Source organism: Nonomuraea sp. NPDC048892 (assembly GCF_040649735.1).
Classification (GTDB): domain Bacteria; phylum Actinomycetota; class Actinomycetes; order Streptosporangiales; family Streptosporangiaceae; genus Nonomuraea; species Nonomuraea maheshkhaliensis.
Window position 1 is genome coordinate 235256 of sequence record NZ_JBEZFZ010000001.1, and the last position, 16478, is coordinate 251733.

Consider the following 16478-nt stretch of genomic DNA (forward strand, 5'->3'; position numbering starts at 1 on the left):
CCTCCCTGGAACGGTGCGTTATGAAGCCAAGAGGCCTGCGGATCATGGCCCTTCTCTCGGGCGCCGTCGTGTCGGTGTCGGCACTGACGGCCTGCGGGGGTGCGGACCCGGGTGCCTCCGGCACGAAATCGGGGGCGGACGTCATCACGTTCCGCTCCTTCGTCAAGGCCTCCGACGTCGTCACCGCCGCCTTCAACAAGACCCACAAGGACTTCCAGGTCAAGTGGGAGAACGTGCCGAGCGGCACCGACTACTACACCAAGCTCGCCAGCTCGGTGAAGGCCGGAAACGTCCCGGACGTGGCCGTCGTCGAGTACAACCAGCTGCCCGACGTGGTCAGCCAGGGCGGGCTTGAGGATCTCACCGAGACGGCGGGCCAGGTGGTCACCGGGAACTTCCCGCCGCAGGTCCAGCAACTGGTGACCCTCGGCGGCAAGACCTGGGGCGTCCCCCGTGACGTGGCCCCGCTGGTGCTCTTCTACCGCAAGGACTTCTACGCCAAGCACGACCTCGAACCGGCGAAGACCTGGGACGAGTACACGAAGCTGCTGGAGAAGGTGAAGAAGGCCGACCCCAAGGCCCGCGGCGGGATCTTCGCGACCGCCGACGCCAATCTGCTGGCCGCGCTCGCCTGGCAGGCGGGCGGACACTGGTACGGCACCGAGGGCCAGTCGTGGAAGGTCTCCATCGACGACGAGCCCTCCAAGAAGATGGCCGCGTACTGGACAGAACTGGTGTCGAAGGGGCTGGTCGGCAGCTACAACTCCACCAGCGACGACGCCTTCTTCCAGGCGGTGCAGAAGGGCGAGGTCGTCTCCTACATCTGCGCGAACTGGTGCGCGGGCGCCCTGCAGTCCACCGTTCCCGACCAGAAGGGCAAGTGGGCCGTCGCGACGGTGCCGAGCTGGGACGGACAGCCGGCCTCCGCCATGTTCGGCGGCTCGGCCTTCACCGTCCCCAAGGGTGCCAAGCACCCCGAGCAGGCCCTTGAGTTCATCAAGTGGATCACCACGGATCCCGAGGGCATGAAGGCCTGGCTCTCCAGCGGCACCAGCAGCATGCTCCCGGCAGCTCCTGCCCTGCTCTCGACCACCAGCGCCTTCAAGACCGACTTCTACGACGGCCAGGACATCTTCGCCCTCGCCTCGAAGTCGTACGAGTCGGTCCCGTCCGGCTGGATGTGGGGGCCGAGCGCCGGTGTGACGGGGACGGCGATCTCCGACTCGCTCGGCAAGGTCGCCGGCGGTGAGATGACGCTGGCCGACGTGCTCACGAGCGCCCAGCAGGCCACCGTGGCGGACTTCAAGGGCCGCGGCCTGAGTGTCGTCCAGTAAGGAGATGGCGTGGTGACCCGTCAGGCCCAGCGGCAGGGGCGCACCGCCGCCCTGCTCGTCGGCCCGTTCCTGCTGCTCTTCCTCACCTTCTCCGTCGCGCCGCTCGTGTACGCGGCCTGGCTGAGCCTGTTCACCGAACGCAGTTCCGGACTCGGGTTCGGCGGGGTCGAGACCCTCTTCGTCGGCCTCGGCAACTACACCAGGGCGCTCGGCGACGCGGCGTTCCGCGACAGTTTCGTGGTGATCGCGACCTACGTGGTGCTCTACATCCCGGTGATGATCGGGGGCGCGCTCCTGCTCGCCCTGCTGCTCGACTCGGCCATGGCGCGGGCCAGGCGCTTCTTCCAGCTCGGCCTGTTCCTGCCGCACGCCGTACCGGGCCTCATCGCCGCGATCATCTGGGTGTACCTCTACACGCCCGGCCTCAGCCCCGTGATCGACGCCCTTGAGTCGGCCGGGGTGAAGTGGAGCTTCCTGTCCGCCGATCACGTCATGTTCTCGGTGGTCAACATCTCCACCTGGGAGTGGATCGGCTACAACATGGTCATCCTGTACGCCGCCCTCCAGGCGGTCCCGAGGGACGTCCTGGAGGCCGGGAAGGTCGACGGGGCGAGCGGGCTGCGCATCGCCCTGCGGATCAAGATCCCGCTCATCCGCCCGGCCATCGCGCTCAACCTGCTCTTCACCGTCATCGGCGCGCTGCAGCTCTTCACCGAGCCGAAGGTGATCTACCAGGCGTCGACCGAGATCGGCAGCGCGTGGAGCCCGAACATGTACGCGATGCGCGCCGCCTTCGAGAACCACGACTACGGTCTGGCCGCGGCCGCCTCGATCCTGGTCGCCCTGCTCGGCGGGATCCTGTCGTTCATCGTGACCCGGTTCTCCGCACGGAGGAGGCAGCCATGACGCTTACCGCCACGCCCGCACCTCCGGTCCCCGCCTCCCGGCGGCACGGGAGGCGGCCCGGCCGCCCGGCGCCGCCCCTGCTCTCCCACGCGGTCGTCAACGGCGTGCTGATCATCGCCGTGCTCTACACGGTGATGCCGGTCCTGTGGCTGCTCATGGCGGCCACGAAGAACATGCGCGACCTGTTCGGCACCGGCGGCTTCGTCTTCGGGCGCACCTTCGCCCTCGGCGAGAACCTGGCGCACCTGTTCACCGCGCAGGACGGCATCTATCTGCGCTGGCTCGGCAACACCGCGCTGTACGCCGTGGGCGGCGCCCTCATCGCCACCACGCTGTGCGTCGCGGCGGGATACGCCTTCGACAAGCTCTCCTTCCCGTTCAAGGAGAAGATCTTCGGGTTGATCCTGCTCGGCGTGCTCGTGCCGGCCAGCGCGACGGCCCTGCCGATCTACCTGCTGGCCTCGAAGGTCGGCATCGTCAACACCTTCTGGGGCGTCTTCCTGCCGAGCCTGGTCTTCCCGTTCGGGGTCTATCTCGCGCGGGTGTTCAGCGCCGCGTACGTGCCGGCGGAGGTGATCGAGGCGACCCGCGTCGACGGTGCCGGTGACTTGCGCACCTTCCTCAGCGTCGGCTTCCCGATGCTCCGCACGGCCTTCGTCACCATCTTCCTGTTCCAGTTCACCGGCATCTGGAACAGCTTCTTCCTGCCGCTCGTGATGCTGACCGACCAGCACCTCTATCCGCTCAATCTGGGCCTGTACACCTGGCAGACCACGTCGCTGAACCAAGGTCATCCGGAGGACTACCTGCTCGCCATCACCGGCTCACTGGTCGCGGTCGTGCCGCTGGTCATCGTCTTCGTGACGCTGCAGCGGTACTGGAAAGCCGGCATGACGGCCGGAGCCGTCAAGTGAGCCGTCCCCGCGCGTTGCTCGCCATGGCCCCGCGGTTCAAGGACGCGCTGTTCGGCCCGGACGAGCTCGACCGGCTCACCCGGCTGGTCGACGTCGATCCCGGCCTGGTCGTCAGCGACTTCGCCGGCGTGCCGGACCTGGCCTCGGCCGAGCTGCTCATCACCTGCTGGGGCTGCCCGGTCATCGACGACTCCGTGCTGCGCCGCGCACCCGGGCTGCGCGCGGTCGTCCATGTGGCGGGCACGGTCAAGGGCCTGATCACGGACGCCTGCTGGGAACGCGGCATCGCCGTCTCCTCGGGGGCCGCCGCCAACGCGCTCCCGGTGGCCGAGTACACCGTCGCCGCGATCCTGTTCGCGGGCAAGCGGGTGCTCGGTCTGAGGGACCTCTACCGCAGGGAGCGCCGTTCCCTCGACTGGGCCGCGCACTTCCCCTCGCTCGGCAACTACCGCAGAACGGTCGGAATCATCGGGGCCTCGCACATCGGCCGCCGGGTGCTCGACCTGCTCCGCCCCTTCGACCTCGACCTGCTGATCTACGACCCGTACCTCGCCGAGGAAGGAGCGGCCGCGCTCGGCGCGCGGCCGGCCGGCCTGGACGAGCTGCTGGCCGCATCCGACGTGGTCTCCGTGCACGCCCCGGCGCTGCCGGAGACCCGGCACCTGCTGGACGGGCGGCGCCTGGGGCTGCTCTCCGACGGCGCCACGCTCATCAACACCGCGCGCGGCTCGCTGGTGGACATGGACGCGCTCACCAAGGAGCTGGTCTCCGGCCGCATCGACGCCGTGCTCGACGTCACGGAGCCCGAGGTACTCCCGGCGAACTCTCCGCTCTACGACCTGCCGAACGTCCTGCTCACCCCGCACATCGCGGGCTCGGTCGGCGGCGAGCTGCGCCGGCTGACCCACTCCGTCCTCGACGAGCTGGATCGGTACGTACGGGGCCTGCCGTTCGCGCATCCTGTACGTGCCGACACGATCAGCCGCCTGGCGTGACACGGAAAGCGAGCCCGATGACGAATCCCCTCGCCGGCAACCCCCTGCGTACCCGTGCGGACCTGCAAGAGGCGGTACGTTCCCTGTGCGCGCCGCTCGCCCCGCGATTCAGCCCCGGCGGCGCGCGGGTACGGCTCGGCAGCTCGGGAGCCGCCTTCGACGACACCGCCGCGGAGCTGGAGGGATTCGCCCGCCCGCTCTGGGGGCTCGCCCCGCTGGCCGCCGGAGGAGGCGAGTTCGACGGCTGGGACGCCTACGTCCGAGGGCTGGCGAGCGGCGCCGATCCCGGCGGACCGGAGTTCTGGGGCGACCCCGCAGACCGCGACCAGCGCCTGGTGGAGATGGCCGCCATCGGCTTCGCCCTGGCCCTGGTCCCCGAGCGGGTGTGGGAGCCGCTCACGCCGCAGGCGCGCGACCACCTGGCGCGCTGGCTCTCCCAGATCAACCGGCGGCAGACCCCGGACAACAACTGGCTGTTCTTCCGCGTGCTGGTGAACCTCGGCCTGGCCAGGGTCGGCGCGGACCACGACCCCGGCGCGACGCGGGAGGCGCTGGACCGCCTGGAGAGTTTCTCCCTCGGGGACCACGGATGGTACTCCGACGGGCCGACCAGGCAGCGCGACTACTACGTACCGTTCGCCATGCACTTCTACGGCCTGATCTACGCCGCGCTCGCCGACTCCTCGGAGCGGGCGGAACGATTCCGTGAACGGGCCGCGTTGTTCGCGCGGGACTTCGCGCACTGGTTCACCGCCGACGGCGCGGCCGTGCCGTACGGGCGCAGCCTCACCTACCGCTTCGCCCAGGGCGCCTTCTGGGGCGCACTCGCCTTCGCCGACGTGGAGGCGCTGCCCTGGGGCGTGCTCAAAGGACTCGCGCTGCGGCAGCTGCGCTGGTGGAGCCGCCTGCCGATCTTTCAGCCCGATGCGACGCTCTCCATCGGGTACGGCTACGCCAACCTGATCATGGCGGAGGGCTACAACTCGCCGGGCTCGCCGTACTGGGCGTTGAAGTTCTTCCTGCCGCTCGCGCTGCCGGAGACCCACCCCTTCTGGCTCGCGGAGGAGTCACCCCTGCCCGATCTGCCACGGGTGCACGCGGTGCCGGAAGCCGGCCTGCTCCTGGTCAGGGACGAGGAGGGCCGCCAGGTGACCGCCCTTTCCGACGGCGGCCAGTGGGCGGACTGGGAGCCGCGGCACGTGGCGGAGAAGTACACCAAGTTCGCCTATTCCTCCGCGTTCGGCTTCAGCGTTCCCGCCGGGAGCCGCGGCCTCGCGCAGGCGGCGGCCGACAATATGCTGGCCCTGTCGGAAGACGGCGTGCACTACCACGTACGCGCGCGTTCGGAAGAGGCGGCGGCGGAAGGTGAGGCGCTGCGCTCGGTCTGGTGGCCCATGCCCGGCGTCGAAGTGGAGACCTGGCTGGTGCCCGGCCCGCCGTGGCACCTGCGCGTCCACCGCGTACGCTGCGAGCGCCCGCTGACGGCGGCGGAAGGCGGCTTCGCCGTCGGCCGCTCCGGCCCGCTCGACACGCTCGACACGCTGGAGATGGTGGGCGGCACCTGGGCGTGCGGCCCTTCCGGCGGGAGCGGCCTGCTCGATATGTCCGGTACGCGCGACGGGCGCGTGATCCTCACCGAGCCCAACACCAACCTGATCACCCCGCGCACCGCCCTGCCCACGCTCGTCTCCCGCCATGAGACGGGGGAACACTGGCTGGCCTGCGCCGTCCTGGCCGACCCCGACCGCACCGCCTGGCGATCCGCCTGGTCCCGGCCGCCGGCGCTGCCCGCCTGGCTCGCCGAACGGATGAGCACGAGGTCGCCTTGAGATCGCTTTGAGCTGGGCGGATCAGGCGTCGGCGATGCGCGGAACTCGGACGGCCTCGACCCAGGCGGGCGGCGCCGGCGGATCCGCGCCGATGAGCGCGGCGACGAGCCTGGCCGACGACGGCGCCTCGGGCCACGGGGTGAAGCCATCGGTCAGCACGATCACGACGCCGGGCCGCTCCGGCAGGGCCAGGGCCGCCTCGATGCCGACCCGCATGTCGGTGCCGCCCCCGCCGGCCAGGGTCACCTGCTGCGCGGACGTCACCCGGGCCGCGGTGTGCACGTCGGCGTCGCAGGCGAGCACCGTGACCCGGTTGCCGCCGACGCCGACCTCCCGCAGCACGCCGGTGACCTCGGCGAGGGCCGCCGCCAGGTCGTCCTCGCCCATGGACCCCGAGGTGTCGATGACGATCGCGACGACCGGCAGCGGGCGGCGCAGGCTCGGCAGCACGACGCCGCGCAGCGCGGCGGTGCGGCGGGACGGCCGGTGATAGGTGTAGTCGATCGCCCCAGCGGCCCAGGCGACCGCCTCCCTTACGGCGCCCGCGAGCACGCGCCGCCAGTCGACCATCGGTTCCAGGACCTGGTCCGCCCAGAGCCGCCAGCCGGCCGGGAGGCTGCCGCGGTTGCGCTGATGGGCGCGCATCGCCTCGGCGGTGTGCCGGCGCAGAGCATCGGCCTCGACCGGGCTGACGCCGCCCCGGTCGCCGGTGATCTCCCACTCCCCCGCTGCGCCGTGGGCGCCGGAGCCGCAGTCGGAGCAGACGACGGACGGTGGCAACTGCGGGAGATACTCCTCGAACAGCCGTCCGGTCGCCAGTCCGAAAAGGCCGGGTTCCATCCGGCCTTGCGGCAGTGTCAGCCCGTCGGCGAGCAGGTCGTCGTTGATCTCGCAGTCCTGGGCGACGTTCACCCGCAACCGGTCGCGCTGGTCGGCGGCCGGCAGCCGGTCCGCCCGGCCGTGGTGGTCGCGCAGCACGTGAGCCAGCTCGTGGATCCACACGCCCGCGAGCTCGGGAACGGACGTCGCCGCGACGAACGCCGGTGACACGTAGCACCGCCAGTGCCGGTCGACGGCCATCGTCGGCACGCCGTCGCTCGGCACGACCGTCAGCGAGTAGAGCGCGGAGGCGAGGTAGGGCCGCTCGCTCGCGGCACGGTACCGCGCGGCGAGCAGCTTGACCTGGTCGAACGCGACCATGGTCAGGAGGCGCCGGGCAGCGCGCCGGACAGCTGGAGCAGGTCGATGAACGCGTCGATGCCGCTCGGCACCGGCCAGTCGGTGTCGCGCAGCGCCGCGAGATCCGCGGCGGCCCTGGCCGCGACGTCGGGTACGCCGGCGTCCACGGCCTTGGCCAGCACCGTCCAGCCGGCCTCCCAGCGCCGCCGCGTGAGGTCGCTCTGCACCGCCGAGACGACCGCCGTCAGGAAGGCGAGCTGCCGGTCGCCCCTGGCCGGCAGCGCGAAGGCGTCCGGGTTGGCCAGCACGCGGTCCGGGTCGGGCAGGTCGAGCTGTTCGAGGTAGTTCAGCAGCTCAAGCCCCGCGCCGTCGCCCACCGCGCCGATCACCGCGGTCGCGAGCGCCTTCTGGTCGGCGCCGGCGGCGTACCCGACCGCCAGCAGGCGCAGCGCCATCTCCCAAGTACGCGGCGACGGCCAGGCACGCCCCCTGCTCTCCGCGTCGGCAGGCAGGTGGTGGGCCAGGCCGGGCCGGGCGGTGAGGAACCCGGAGATCACCCCTCGGGCGCGGGCGACCGCGCTGGGCACCCGGGCCGGGTCGATGCGCGGCAGGGGCACGGCCGGCCAGGTTCCGGCCATGCCCCGGGCGACCGTCCGCGGATCGTGCGTCCACTGCAGGTGGACGAACCGGTTCGCCAGCGGCGGGCTGAGGTGCCAGCCGTCCGCGGCGCTGGACGGCGGGTTGGCGGCGGCCACCACGCGGACGGACTCAGGGAGCGGCAGGCTGCCGACCCGGCGTTCGAGGACGACCCGCAGCAGCGCCGCCTGGACGGCAGGGGGAGCCGAGGACAGCTCGTCGAAGAACACGACGCCGCGCCCGGCCTCGGCCAGCCGCACCGCCCAGTCCGGTGGGGCCATCGGCACCCCGGTGGTGGCCGGATCGTCGCCGATGATCGGCAGGCCGGCGAAGTCGGAGGGCTCGTGCACGCTCGCGATCACCGTCTCCAGCGGGACGCGGAGCCCGGCGGCCAACTGCTGGAGGCCGGCGGACTTGCCGATGCCCGGCTCGCCCCAGAGCAGCACGGGCAGGTTCGCCGACACCGCGAGCGACAGCGCCTCAAGCTGTGGGTTCGCGGCCGGCTCCGTACGTCCGGACGCGAGCCGGCGGACCAGGTCGTCGGCCGCGGCCAGCGGATCCGGTGCGACGTCCTCGTCGGTGACGTTCACTGTGCCTCGTCCTTCCAGGTCATCCGGCGGGCTCGTCCTGCTCCAGCAGGGTCAGGACGAAGTCCAGGTCGGTGCGCTCGATGTCGTCGATGAGCTCGGAGATCGACAGGTCCCGCTCGTCGGTGACGCGGGGGTTCGCTCCGGCGGCCAGCAGCGCCCGTACCAGGGCTGGGGAGCCGTCGTCCGCGACCGCCACGTACAGCGCCGTACGCTCCTTGTAGTCCACGGCCTCGAGATCGAGCCCGGCCGCCAGCAGGCGCGGCAGCAGCACCTCATGGTCCAGGTGGATCAGCGCATGCAGGAGCGTGCGGTCCCGGCCGTCACGCAGCCGCGGGTCCACCCCGGCGTCGAGCAGCTTGAGCACGCCCGGCGTGTCACCGTGCTGGACCCGCAGGAACAGCTCCCGCCGCAGCTCCCGCAGGGCCTTCGGCAGCCGGCCACCCTCGGAGCGCATCGCCCGCTGCACCGCGAAGCAGCCGGCGATCCTGCCGCCGAAGGCAAGTAGCGCCTGCTCACGCCGCTGCTCCTCCGCGCTGTGCGGCATCCGCAGTGCGCCGTCCTGGAAGGACAGCTCGTGCCACTCGCCGCGGCAGCGCACCCGGAACGGGGACGGGAGCCGCGGATCCGGCGGCCCGACCGGACCGGCGGGCTCCGCGCGCAGCGGGAACAGCGCCTCCCTGACCAGCGGATGCAGCCAGTCCGGATCCACGTCGCCCTGCCGGAGCACGTCGAGGTCCGGCAGCCGCCGCCAGCACGCTTCGGGCAACATCGCGGCGCCGCTGGCCTTCTTTCCGCCGACGAGCCGGATGCGCAGTCCGCCGGCTCGCTCGTCGCCTTCGAGGAGCAGGGAGCCGGGGAGGGGCTGCTGGATGAAGAAGCGGTGCCCGAGGCCCGCGCGGATGAGCCGCCGGAGCTCCGGCTCCAGCCTGGCCGGCGCCACCGGAAGCTTCTCCAGGACGCGTAAGGGATCGATCAAGCCGGCGTAGCCGGACTGGAGCGGTGACGGATCCACCTCGATCCCCACCGCCGCGAACGCCGCCTCGACCTCCCCTCGCTCATGCAGCAGGGTCACCCATTCGGTGTGGGCCGACGGGTCGGCGGAACCGGGGTCGGCCGTGGGCAGTTTCCCGGCGGGCCGCAGGGTCCCGTCCGCGTCGAAGAACGGCGGCCGGTCTCCGCCACCATGGCGTTCCAGCAGCTCGCCGGTGTGCCGCACATCCCACAGGTGGCGCAGCGTGGCCCAGTTGTGCGTGCCGGCCCAGTAGCCGCCCGAGCCGGCGATCCGCTCGAAGCTCAGGCGCAGCCGCTGCGGCCGCTCCCACGTCGCCGGTGTGGTGACGCGCAGACAATACTCTTCTCCGGCCGCGCTCAAGGTCACCCGCTGAAAGTTGCGGATCGTGGTCCATCCTCCCCCCAGTACCCGCGGCAGATGCCAGCGCAGCAGGTCCGGTGCGAAATGGAGGAGGTCGTCCTCGACCGCGGCCGCGACGGCGCCGCCGTGCTCGTTCGCGATGTCGGCCAGGTCGAACGCGACGTCGACGTTCGCCGCCGCGCAGGCGCCGCGCCAGTCGCCGGTGAGCCGTCGCTCAGTGGCCCGTTCGATCATCCACCGGGGGACGGCGTAGCGCAGGATCCGGCGCCGGCTCGACGCCTCGTGCGGTGGGTACGACGGCGTACGGCGCGGCGGCGGCGCATCCGTGGCGGGAATCGGCGTGCGGCGCGGCATCGGCGTATCGGTGGCGGGGACCGGCATCGGCGCGTCGGTGGCGGGGATCGGCGAGTTGACGGCGTTCATTCTTCCTCGGTGAGTTCCGGATGCTCGCGTTCGATGCGGTCCGTGATGAAGTCCAGGTCATCGCGATCGAGCCAGGCGATCAGGCGGTGGAGCGAGACGGGCTGCCCGTGGATCTCGCCGGTCAGGTCGATCCGCGCTCCCGCGGTGAGCAGCGCGTGAACGAGCGCCACCGAACCGTCCCCGCAGATCGCGGAGAACAGCGGCGTGCGCCGGTCGCCATCCCTGGCGTCGATGTCCAGGCCCGCCGCCAGGAGCCGCCCGAGCAGACCGTCATGGTCGAGGTGCCGCAGCAGGTGGGCCTGCTCGCGCCTGCCACGGCCGGGCACTCTCGGATCGGGGCCGGGGTCGAGCAGGTGCAGCAGGTGGAGCAGGGTGCGCCCGCGGCCGTCGCGGACGCGTGGATCCACGCCGGCGTCCAGCAGCCGGAGTACGCCAGGGAGGTCGCCGTGCTGGACCCGCGCGAAAAGGTCCCCCCGCTGGTCGCGCAGGGCCTTGGGCAGCCGTCCTGTTCCGGAGGTCCACGTGTGCCGGGCGGCGAAGCAGCCGGCGACCGCGCCGCCGAACGCCCGCATGGCGTCCTCCCGCTGCTGCTCCTCCGCGCTGTGCGGGATGCGCAGGGCGCCGTCGTGGAAGGAGACCTCGTGCCACTCGTCGCGGCAGCGGATCCTGACCGGCCGCGGGAGTTCCCGGCCGGACGGCTCGGCGGGAAGGGCGGCGCGGCCGGGGAACAGGGCTTCGCGTACGAGCGGATGGAGCAGCTCCGGCGGATGCCCGTCCCGCAGCAGGTCGAGGTCGGGCAGGCGGCGCCAGCACGCTTCTGGGAGCACCGCGTCCGCAGGCTCCGTGCCCAGCTCGAAGGGGACGATCCGGACGCGCAGCCCCGCATCCGACGTCTCGAAGAGGAGCGCCGCGTACTGCCGGTAGGGAAGCCAGAAACGGCGGGTTCCCGCCGAGGCCGCGAGGCGGCGGATCTCCGCCTCCATCCGGGTCAGGGCGAGGGGCATCCGCGCGAGAACGTCGAGCGGGTCGACGAGCTGCACCGAGAAATAGGGCTCGACCTCGAGCGGCTCCGCGTCCAGCTCGATGCCGGCGGCGGCGAACGCCGCTTCGACCTCGCCGCGTTCGTGCGACAGCGTGACCCACTCGGTGCGCGAGGCCGGATCGGCGTGGCCCGGGTCGGACTTGGGCAGTTCCTCCGCACTGCGCGGCGTGCCGTCGGCGTGGAGGAACGGGGCTCGATCCTTGCCGCCGCCGCAGCGCTCCCGCAGGTCGCCGGCCTGGCGGGCATCCCACAGGTGACGCGATGAGCTCCAGTCCTGGACGACATCGCGCCAGAACGCGCTGTACGCCCAGTCGGTCTCCAGACAGGCGTTCTGCCGGCGCACCGGCCCGACGTGCAGCCGCAGCCGCTGCGGGCCGTGGGCCATCCAGCGGGGCGTCAGGAGGTGGAGGTACGGGGCGTCCGGGGCGTCACCCGGCCGCCCCAGGATCATCACCTGGTCGGGCACGATCGTCGTACGGCCGCGGTCCAGGCGGGGCAGGTGCCAGCGCAGCAGGTCCGGGGCGAAGTTGCACAGGTCGTCTTCCAGCGCGATGGCGACGGCCTCGCCGTGCTCGTTCGCGATGCCGGCCAGGTCGAAGGCGACGTCGACGTTGGCCGCTGCGCAGGCGCCACGCCAGTCGCCGGCGAGCCGTCGTTCGGTCGCCTCCTCGATCATCCACGAGGGCACCGCGTACCGCCGGATCCGCCGTAACCGGGACGCCTCGTGCGGCGGGTACGAACGGGACGGCGTACGCGCCGGCGGGGGCGCCGCACTCATCGGTAGAGGCTTCCGATCGCGTGCAGGTCCGGATGGGTCCGGGCGGCGGGACGCAGCCGTGGCGCCAGCGCACGCTTCACCTGACGGGGCACGCCGGGGCCGAACCCGACGTACTCCAGCCGCGTGTCCTCGGGAACGGCGGCCAGCAGGGCCTTGGCACCCCGGCCGGTGACCCCGGTGCGGCGCAGCTCCAGCCGGCGCAGCGGGCTGCCGGGCAGAGCCGCGGCCAGCGCGGCCGCGCCCGTGTCGCCGGTGACGTTCGCGGGCGCGCCGAGGGTCCGCTCCGACGGCGGACGTCCCAGGTCGAGCGCCTCGATGCCGCCGAGCGCGCCGGCCAGCACACGCGCGCCCTCCGGCCCGATGCCGTTGCCGCCGAGGCCCAGGCGTACCGGCCGGTCGGGGTCGGCCGCCGCCGCGAGCGTGGCCGCGCCGGCGTCGCCGAGATGGTTCGCCGGAAGGTAGAGCTCGCGTACGCCGGCGTCCCTGATCAGCGCGGCCAGCAGGTCGCCGGACTCGGGGCCCAGCCCGTTCCCGCCCAGGAACAGCCGCTCGACCGGGGTCGGCCGCTCGGTGAGCACGCCCAGCAGCGCCCGCAGCCCCTCCCGCGAGAGGCCGGTGTTGACCAGGTCGAGCGTGCGGATCGTGGTGTTGCGACGCAGCATCGCGGCCAGGGCGAGGACTCCGCCGTCGCCCACCGGGTTCCGCTTGAGCCACAGGGCGCGCACGGTGGTGTCGGTGGCCAGCCGATCGGCGAGCGCCCGCGCGCCCGCCGACTCGATGCGGTTGCAGCCGAGGTAGAGCGTCTCCAGGCCGTGCCCGGGAACCAGCGCGTCGGCGATGGTCCTGGCTCCGTCGTCGCCGATGGCGTTGGTGCCCAGCAGCAGATGAACGGCGTGCGGCGAGGCCACCGCGGCCGGAAGCAGCCGCGCCGCGCCCGCCGCTCCGAGGCCCTGCTTGCACAGGTCGACCCGGCCGTCCGGCCGTACGGTGCCCAGCGGGAAGGTCTCGTCGGCCGCTACTCTGGCCGGTGCGGCCAGCCGCGCGACCAGCGGACCCAGGTCCGCCGGATCGGCCGGCGGCACGTCGGGGTGCTCGATCGCGGGGCAGCGTACGGGCGTCGGCACGTCGAAGTGCTCGATCGCAGGGCGGCGTACGGGCGTCGGCTCCATCTTCACCACTCCACCGGTCGGTAGTCCTTCAGGAACAGGCCGGACACCCGATCCCCGCCCACCCCGCGCACGATCGGGTCGTAGACCCGGGCGGCGCCGTCGATGACGTCCAGCGGCGGGCGGAACCCCGCCTCCCGCTGCGCGATCTTGTCCGGATGGGGGCGTTCGTCGGTGACCCAGCCCGTGTCGACGCTGTTCATGTAGATGCCCGAGGCCGCGTAGTCCGCGGCGGCGGTGCGGGTCAGCATGTTGAGTGCGGCCTTGGCCATGTTGGTGTGCGGATGGCGGACGGTCTTCTGCTCCCGGGAGAAGCTGCCCTCCATCGCCGACACCTGCACCACGTACCGGTCCGGCCACGGCGACGCCTCCAGCAGAGCGCGCAGCCTGGACGTCAGCAGGAACGGCGCGAAGGAGTTCACCAACTGCACCTCCAGCCACTCGGCCGGGTCCACCTCGTGCAGCCGCAGGCTCCAGCTGTTGCGGTCGCGCAGGTCGAGCGGCTGACCGGTCTCGTCCGTCTGGCCGGCGGGGAACCACTCCTCCAGGGCGTCCCGCTGCCTGACGGCGGGGTGCGAAGGAACCGGCGCGACCTCCAGCCGCTCCGGCACGTCGATCCGCGCTGCCAGGCCCCTCAGCGGCACGCTCTCCGCGGTGCGAACCTCGCGATGGTAGGCGGCGGGCCGGCGGATCGTCTGGGCCGCGTTGTTGACCAGGATGTCGAGATGGCTGAAACGCCGCTGCACGGACTCCAGCAGCCCCGCGACGGCCGCCAGGTCGAGCAGGTCGACACCGTGCACGTGTAACCGGTCCAGCCAGGCTCCGGCGTCGGGCACGGCCGCGAACCGGCGCGCGGCATCCCTCGGGAAACGGGTGGTGACCAGGACGTCCGCGCCGTCGCGCAGCAGCTTCAGCGCGAGCTGGAAACCGATCTTCACCCGTCCCCCGGTCACGATCGCCCGGCGGCCACGCAGGTCGCAGCGGGCGTGCCGGCGGGCCATGCTCTCGTCGGCGCAGGCCGGGCAGAGCAGGTGGTATTCGGGATGCAGTTGCCGGTAGGCGGACTTGCAGACGTAGCAGCGCCGCGTACCCACCAGCGAGCGACGAGGCGGCGCGGCCCGATCACCGGACGAATCCGGCTCCGCGACACCGGCCTGATCGCTGGGACCAGCCTGAGCCCGGGGACCTGCTTGATCCCGAGGACCGGCTGAGATCGCCGGCGGGACGAGCGCGGGGGACGGATCCTGCTCTCGATAGCGCACCGTGGCCGCCGTGACCTCGTGGTCGCGCCGCCTGCGCTCGGCGTGCCGCGACGCCTTGCGCGACTTCTTCCCCGCCCGGTACAGGTGCGCCGCCGCCTCGTGCACGGCCGCCCATCGAGGGTCGGCCGGATCGGCCGCGCGCGCCTGGGCCATCACCCGCAGACAGGTCTCGATCTCAGCCTGGCCGGTCTCCGACCCGGGCGGCGGAGCCCCGGCCACGTCAGGATCGACGACCGACACCCGCACCCCCACCGATGACCTCAAGAGTTGGGGCAAGGCTGGTCGGATTCGAACCGACGTCCTCCAACCTGCTGTAAGGCGCGACGACCTCTGCGCTACAGCCTTGCCGCTGCAGAGCTTAGCGAATAGCACTGACATTCGAGGGCCGTTCTCGGCGTACGGGGCCCGGTGGCCACTCGAACGACCTCCTAAGGCGCCTTGACCGCAGAGGTGTTCGCTTGAGGCGCGACCACCTGAGAAGCGGCGGCGCCCTTCCTGAGATCACCGGAGAGCCGATGAGAACCGATCACTGGAAGAACTCGACGAACGTGTCGCTCTACGACCGCGTCGTCGAACGCCAGCGCCTGGCACGCGTCATGGCCTGGCTGCTCTGGGGCGCCAGGCTGAGGCCGTGGTACGCGGAGCTGGACGAGCTGGGAAGACTGGCGGCGAGCAGATCGGTGCTCGACGTGCCGTGCGGGGGCGGCGTGGCGTTTCGCGGCCTGCGAGCGGCCTCCGGTCCGCGTTACGTGGCCGCCGATCTGTCCTCCGTGATGCTGGACAGGGCCAGGGCGGAGGCGGTTCGCCGTGGGCTGACCCACATCGAGTTCGCGCAGGCCGACGTGACGGACCTGCCGTACCCGGACGAGAGCTTCGATCTGTGCGTCAGCTACAACGGGCTGCACTGCTTCCCCGATCCCGGGTCCGCTGTCGCCGAGATGGCGCGGGTGCTTCGGACCGGCGGGGAGCTGATCGGCACAGCCATCGTTCTGGGTGCGGGCCGCCGCCAGGACGCCGTGATCGCCAAGAATCGCGAGCTCGGCATATTCGGGCGGGTCGGGACGGGCGCGGAGGTGCGCGGCTGGCTGAGTGCCGCCGGGTTCGGCGAGCTGCGGATCAGGCACAGCGGCGCCATGATGTTCTTCCGCACGACCAGGAACGGCTCAGCCGGCTTCCACTGACGGGACGCGCAGGTGCTGCTGCCCCCCTTCACCGCTTTTCAGTACGGCCCGCTGGAGCTGCTGGAGATCGAGAGAAGGCTCGATCCCCAGCTCTTCCTGGAGGGTCCGCCTGAGCACCTGGTAGACCTGGAGGGCTTCGCCGCGGCGTCCTGACCGTTGCAGCGTTCTCATGAGCTGCGCGTAGAACCATTCGTTGAGCGGATATTCGGCGATGAGCTGCTTCAGCTCGCCCACCATGTCGCGATGGCGGTCCATCAGCAGATCCATCTGTATCCGCATCTCCAGGGCCTGGAGGCGCTGTTCCTCCAAATGCGCGACATGCGCTCTGAGCAGGGGGCCCAGCGGGATGTCCTCCAAAGCGCCGCCGCGCCACAGCCGCAACGCCCGCCATAACAGGCGGGAGGCCTCCACGCGGTTGTCCTTCTTGAAATGCGCCCGCGCGTTGGCCAGATGCTCGCGGAACACCGCCACGTCGAGTTGTTCAGGGGCGAGATGGAGGATGTAGCCAGGGGAGGCGGTTTCGAGCAACTCGCTTTCCGGGCCGTCACACAGCCGGCTGAGGTTTTTGCGGATCTGGTAGACGTACGTCTGAGCCGTGGTCGTGGCGCTGCGGGGCGGTGTGTCGCCCCAGAGTTCCTCGATGATCGACTCCAGCGACACGATCCGGTTGGCGCAGACCGAGAGCAATCCCAGGACCTGACGCTGTTTGGGCGGGCGTGGCGAGTAGATTTTATCTTGGATTTCCAGCTCTAAGGTGCCGAGTACTCGCAATCGAGTCATTTCAGTGCTCCAAGATGGGCGCGGAGGCCGGTGCCGGCATGACTTTCAGCGGCGGAGCATTCATGACACGTCACCTTGCGACGGTGGGCTC

The 16478-nt window shown here is 71.7% G+C and carries 13 protein-coding genes and 1 tRNA gene; 6 read left to right on the top strand and 8 right to left on the bottom strand.

What is annotated here, in order from left to right; genetic code table 11:
* The first annotated feature begins 44 nt into the window (after window positions 1–44).
* From AB0C28_RS01150 to AB0C28_RS01170, 5 genes are read left to right on the top strand one after another with little or no spacing between them, the layout of a single operon-like run.
* Window positions 45–1334, top strand: a complete 1290-nt coding sequence (locus AB0C28_RS01150) for an extracellular solute-binding protein (protein WP_357840305.1) — start codon at window positions 45–47, stop codon at window positions 1332–1334.
* Window positions 1335–1343: 9 nt separating this feature from the next.
* Window positions 1344–2240 carry a sugar ABC transporter permease gene (locus AB0C28_RS01155; RefSeq protein WP_357840302.1) on the top strand — a complete coding sequence of 299 codons (897 nt, stop codon included), beginning with the start codon at window positions 1344–1346 and terminating at the stop codon, window positions 2238–2240.
* Window positions 2237–3154: a carbohydrate ABC transporter permease gene (locus tag AB0C28_RS01160; RefSeq protein ID WP_358072596.1), complete on the top strand. Its 918-nt coding sequence runs from the start codon at window positions 2237–2239 to the stop codon at window positions 3152–3154. The genes AB0C28_RS01155 and AB0C28_RS01160 overlap by 4 nt, the downstream gene beginning before the upstream one ends.
* Entirely contained in the window at window positions 3151–4149 is a 999-nt protein-coding gene (locus AB0C28_RS01165; RefSeq protein ID WP_358072598.1) for a hydroxyacid dehydrogenase, read from the top strand. Before AB0C28_RS01160 ends, AB0C28_RS01165 begins: the two co-directional genes overlap by 4 nt.
* A 17-nt stretch (window positions 4150–4166) precedes the next feature.
* Window positions 4167–5978, top strand: coding sequence for a DUF2264 domain-containing protein (locus tag AB0C28_RS01170; protein WP_358072600.1), 1812 nt, complete (start codon window positions 4167–4169; stop codon window positions 5976–5978).
* A gap of 21 nt (window positions 5979–5999) precedes the next feature.
* Here the strand turns inward: AB0C28_RS01170 and AB0C28_RS01175 are convergent, their stop codons facing one another.
* The 7 genes from AB0C28_RS01175 to AB0C28_RS01205 all read right to left on the bottom strand — a co-directional run bounded on the left by AB0C28_RS01175 (window position 6000) and on the right by AB0C28_RS01205 (window position 14771).
* Window positions 6000–7178: a VWA-like domain-containing protein gene (locus AB0C28_RS01175; protein WP_358072602.1), complete on the bottom strand. Its 1179-nt coding sequence runs from the start codon at window positions 7176–7178 to the stop codon at window positions 6000–6002.
* 2 nt (window positions 7179–7180) lie between these two features.
* Window positions 7181–8383 (bottom strand): AAA family ATPase, encoded by a 1203-nt coding sequence (locus tag AB0C28_RS01180; protein ID WP_357840287.1) that lies wholly within the window; start codon window positions 8381–8383, stop codon window positions 7181–7183.
* 19 nt (window positions 8384–8402) lie between these two features.
* Entirely contained in the window at window positions 8403–10178 is a 1776-nt protein-coding gene (locus AB0C28_RS01185) for an ankyrin repeat domain-containing protein (protein ID WP_358072604.1), read from the bottom strand.
* On the bottom strand, window positions 10175–11998 hold the full coding sequence (locus AB0C28_RS01190) for a hypothetical protein (RefSeq protein ID WP_358072606.1): 1824 nt from the start codon (window positions 11996–11998) through the stop codon (window positions 10175–10177). The genes AB0C28_RS01185 and AB0C28_RS01190 overlap by 4 nt, the downstream gene beginning before the upstream one ends.
* Window positions 11995–13167, bottom strand: coding sequence for a gala protein (locus AB0C28_RS01195; RefSeq protein WP_358072608.1), 1173 nt, complete (start codon window positions 13165–13167; stop codon window positions 11995–11997). The genes AB0C28_RS01190 and AB0C28_RS01195 overlap by 4 nt, the downstream gene beginning before the upstream one ends.
* A gap of 2 nt (window positions 13168–13169) precedes the next feature.
* The gene (locus AB0C28_RS01200; RefSeq protein WP_358072610.1) at window positions 13170–14678 is read right to left on the bottom strand and encodes an SDR family NAD(P)-dependent oxidoreductase; all 1509 of its coding nucleotides are present in this window, start codon (window positions 14676–14678) and stop codon (window positions 13170–13172) included.
* Between the two features lie 21 nt (window positions 14679–14699).
* A tRNA-OTHER gene (locus AB0C28_RS01205) sits at window positions 14700–14771 on the bottom strand.
* Window positions 14772–14941: 170 nt separating this feature from the next.
* On the opposite strand from AB0C28_RS01205, the gene AB0C28_RS01210 reads away from it, so the two are divergent.
* Window positions 14942–15607, top strand: coding sequence for a class I SAM-dependent methyltransferase (locus AB0C28_RS01210; protein ID WP_357840272.1), 666 nt, complete (start codon window positions 14942–14944; stop codon window positions 15605–15607).
* Here AB0C28_RS01210 and AB0C28_RS01215 read toward each other — a convergent pair.
* Window positions 15590–16387, bottom strand: coding sequence for an AfsR/SARP family transcriptional regulator (locus tag AB0C28_RS01215; protein ID WP_357840269.1), 798 nt, complete (start codon window positions 16385–16387; stop codon window positions 15590–15592). The two genes, AB0C28_RS01210 and AB0C28_RS01215, sit on opposite strands and share 18 nt — an antisense overlap.
* Window positions 16388–16478: the final 91 nt, after the last annotated feature.

Coding starts and splice junctions, on each gene's coding strand:
- AB0C28_RS01150 (WP_357840305.1), top strand. CDS start 45: ATGGCCCTTCTCTCGGGCGCCGTCGTGTCGGTGTCGGCACTGACGGCC.
- AB0C28_RS01160 (WP_358072596.1), top strand. CDS start 2,237: ATGACGCTTACCGCCACGCCCGCACCTCCGGTCCCCGCCTCCCGGCGG.
- AB0C28_RS01170 (WP_358072600.1), top strand. CDS start 4,167: ATGACGAATCCCCTCGCCGGCAACCCCCTGCGTACCCGTGCGGACCTG.
- AB0C28_RS01175 (WP_358072602.1), bottom strand. CDS start 7,178: ATGGTCGCGTTCGACCAGGTCAAGCTGCTCGCCGCGCGGTACCGTGCC.
- AB0C28_RS01185 (WP_358072604.1), bottom strand. CDS start 10,178: ATGAACGCCGTCAACTCGCCGATCCCCGCCACCGACGCGCCGATGCCG.
- AB0C28_RS01190 (WP_358072606.1), bottom strand. CDS start 11,998: ATGAGTGCGGCGCCCCCGCCGGCGCGTACGCCGTCCCGTTCGTACCCG.
- AB0C28_RS01195 (WP_358072608.1), bottom strand. CDS start 13,167: ATGGAGCCGACGCCCGTACGCCGCCCTGCGATCGAGCACTTCGACGTG.
- AB0C28_RS01210 (WP_357840272.1), top strand. CDS start 14,942: ATGAGAACCGATCACTGGAAGAACTCGACGAACGTGTCGCTCTACGAC.
- AB0C28_RS01215 (WP_357840269.1), bottom strand. CDS start 16,387: ATGACTCGATTGCGAGTACTCGGCACCTTAGAGCTGGAAATCCAAGAT.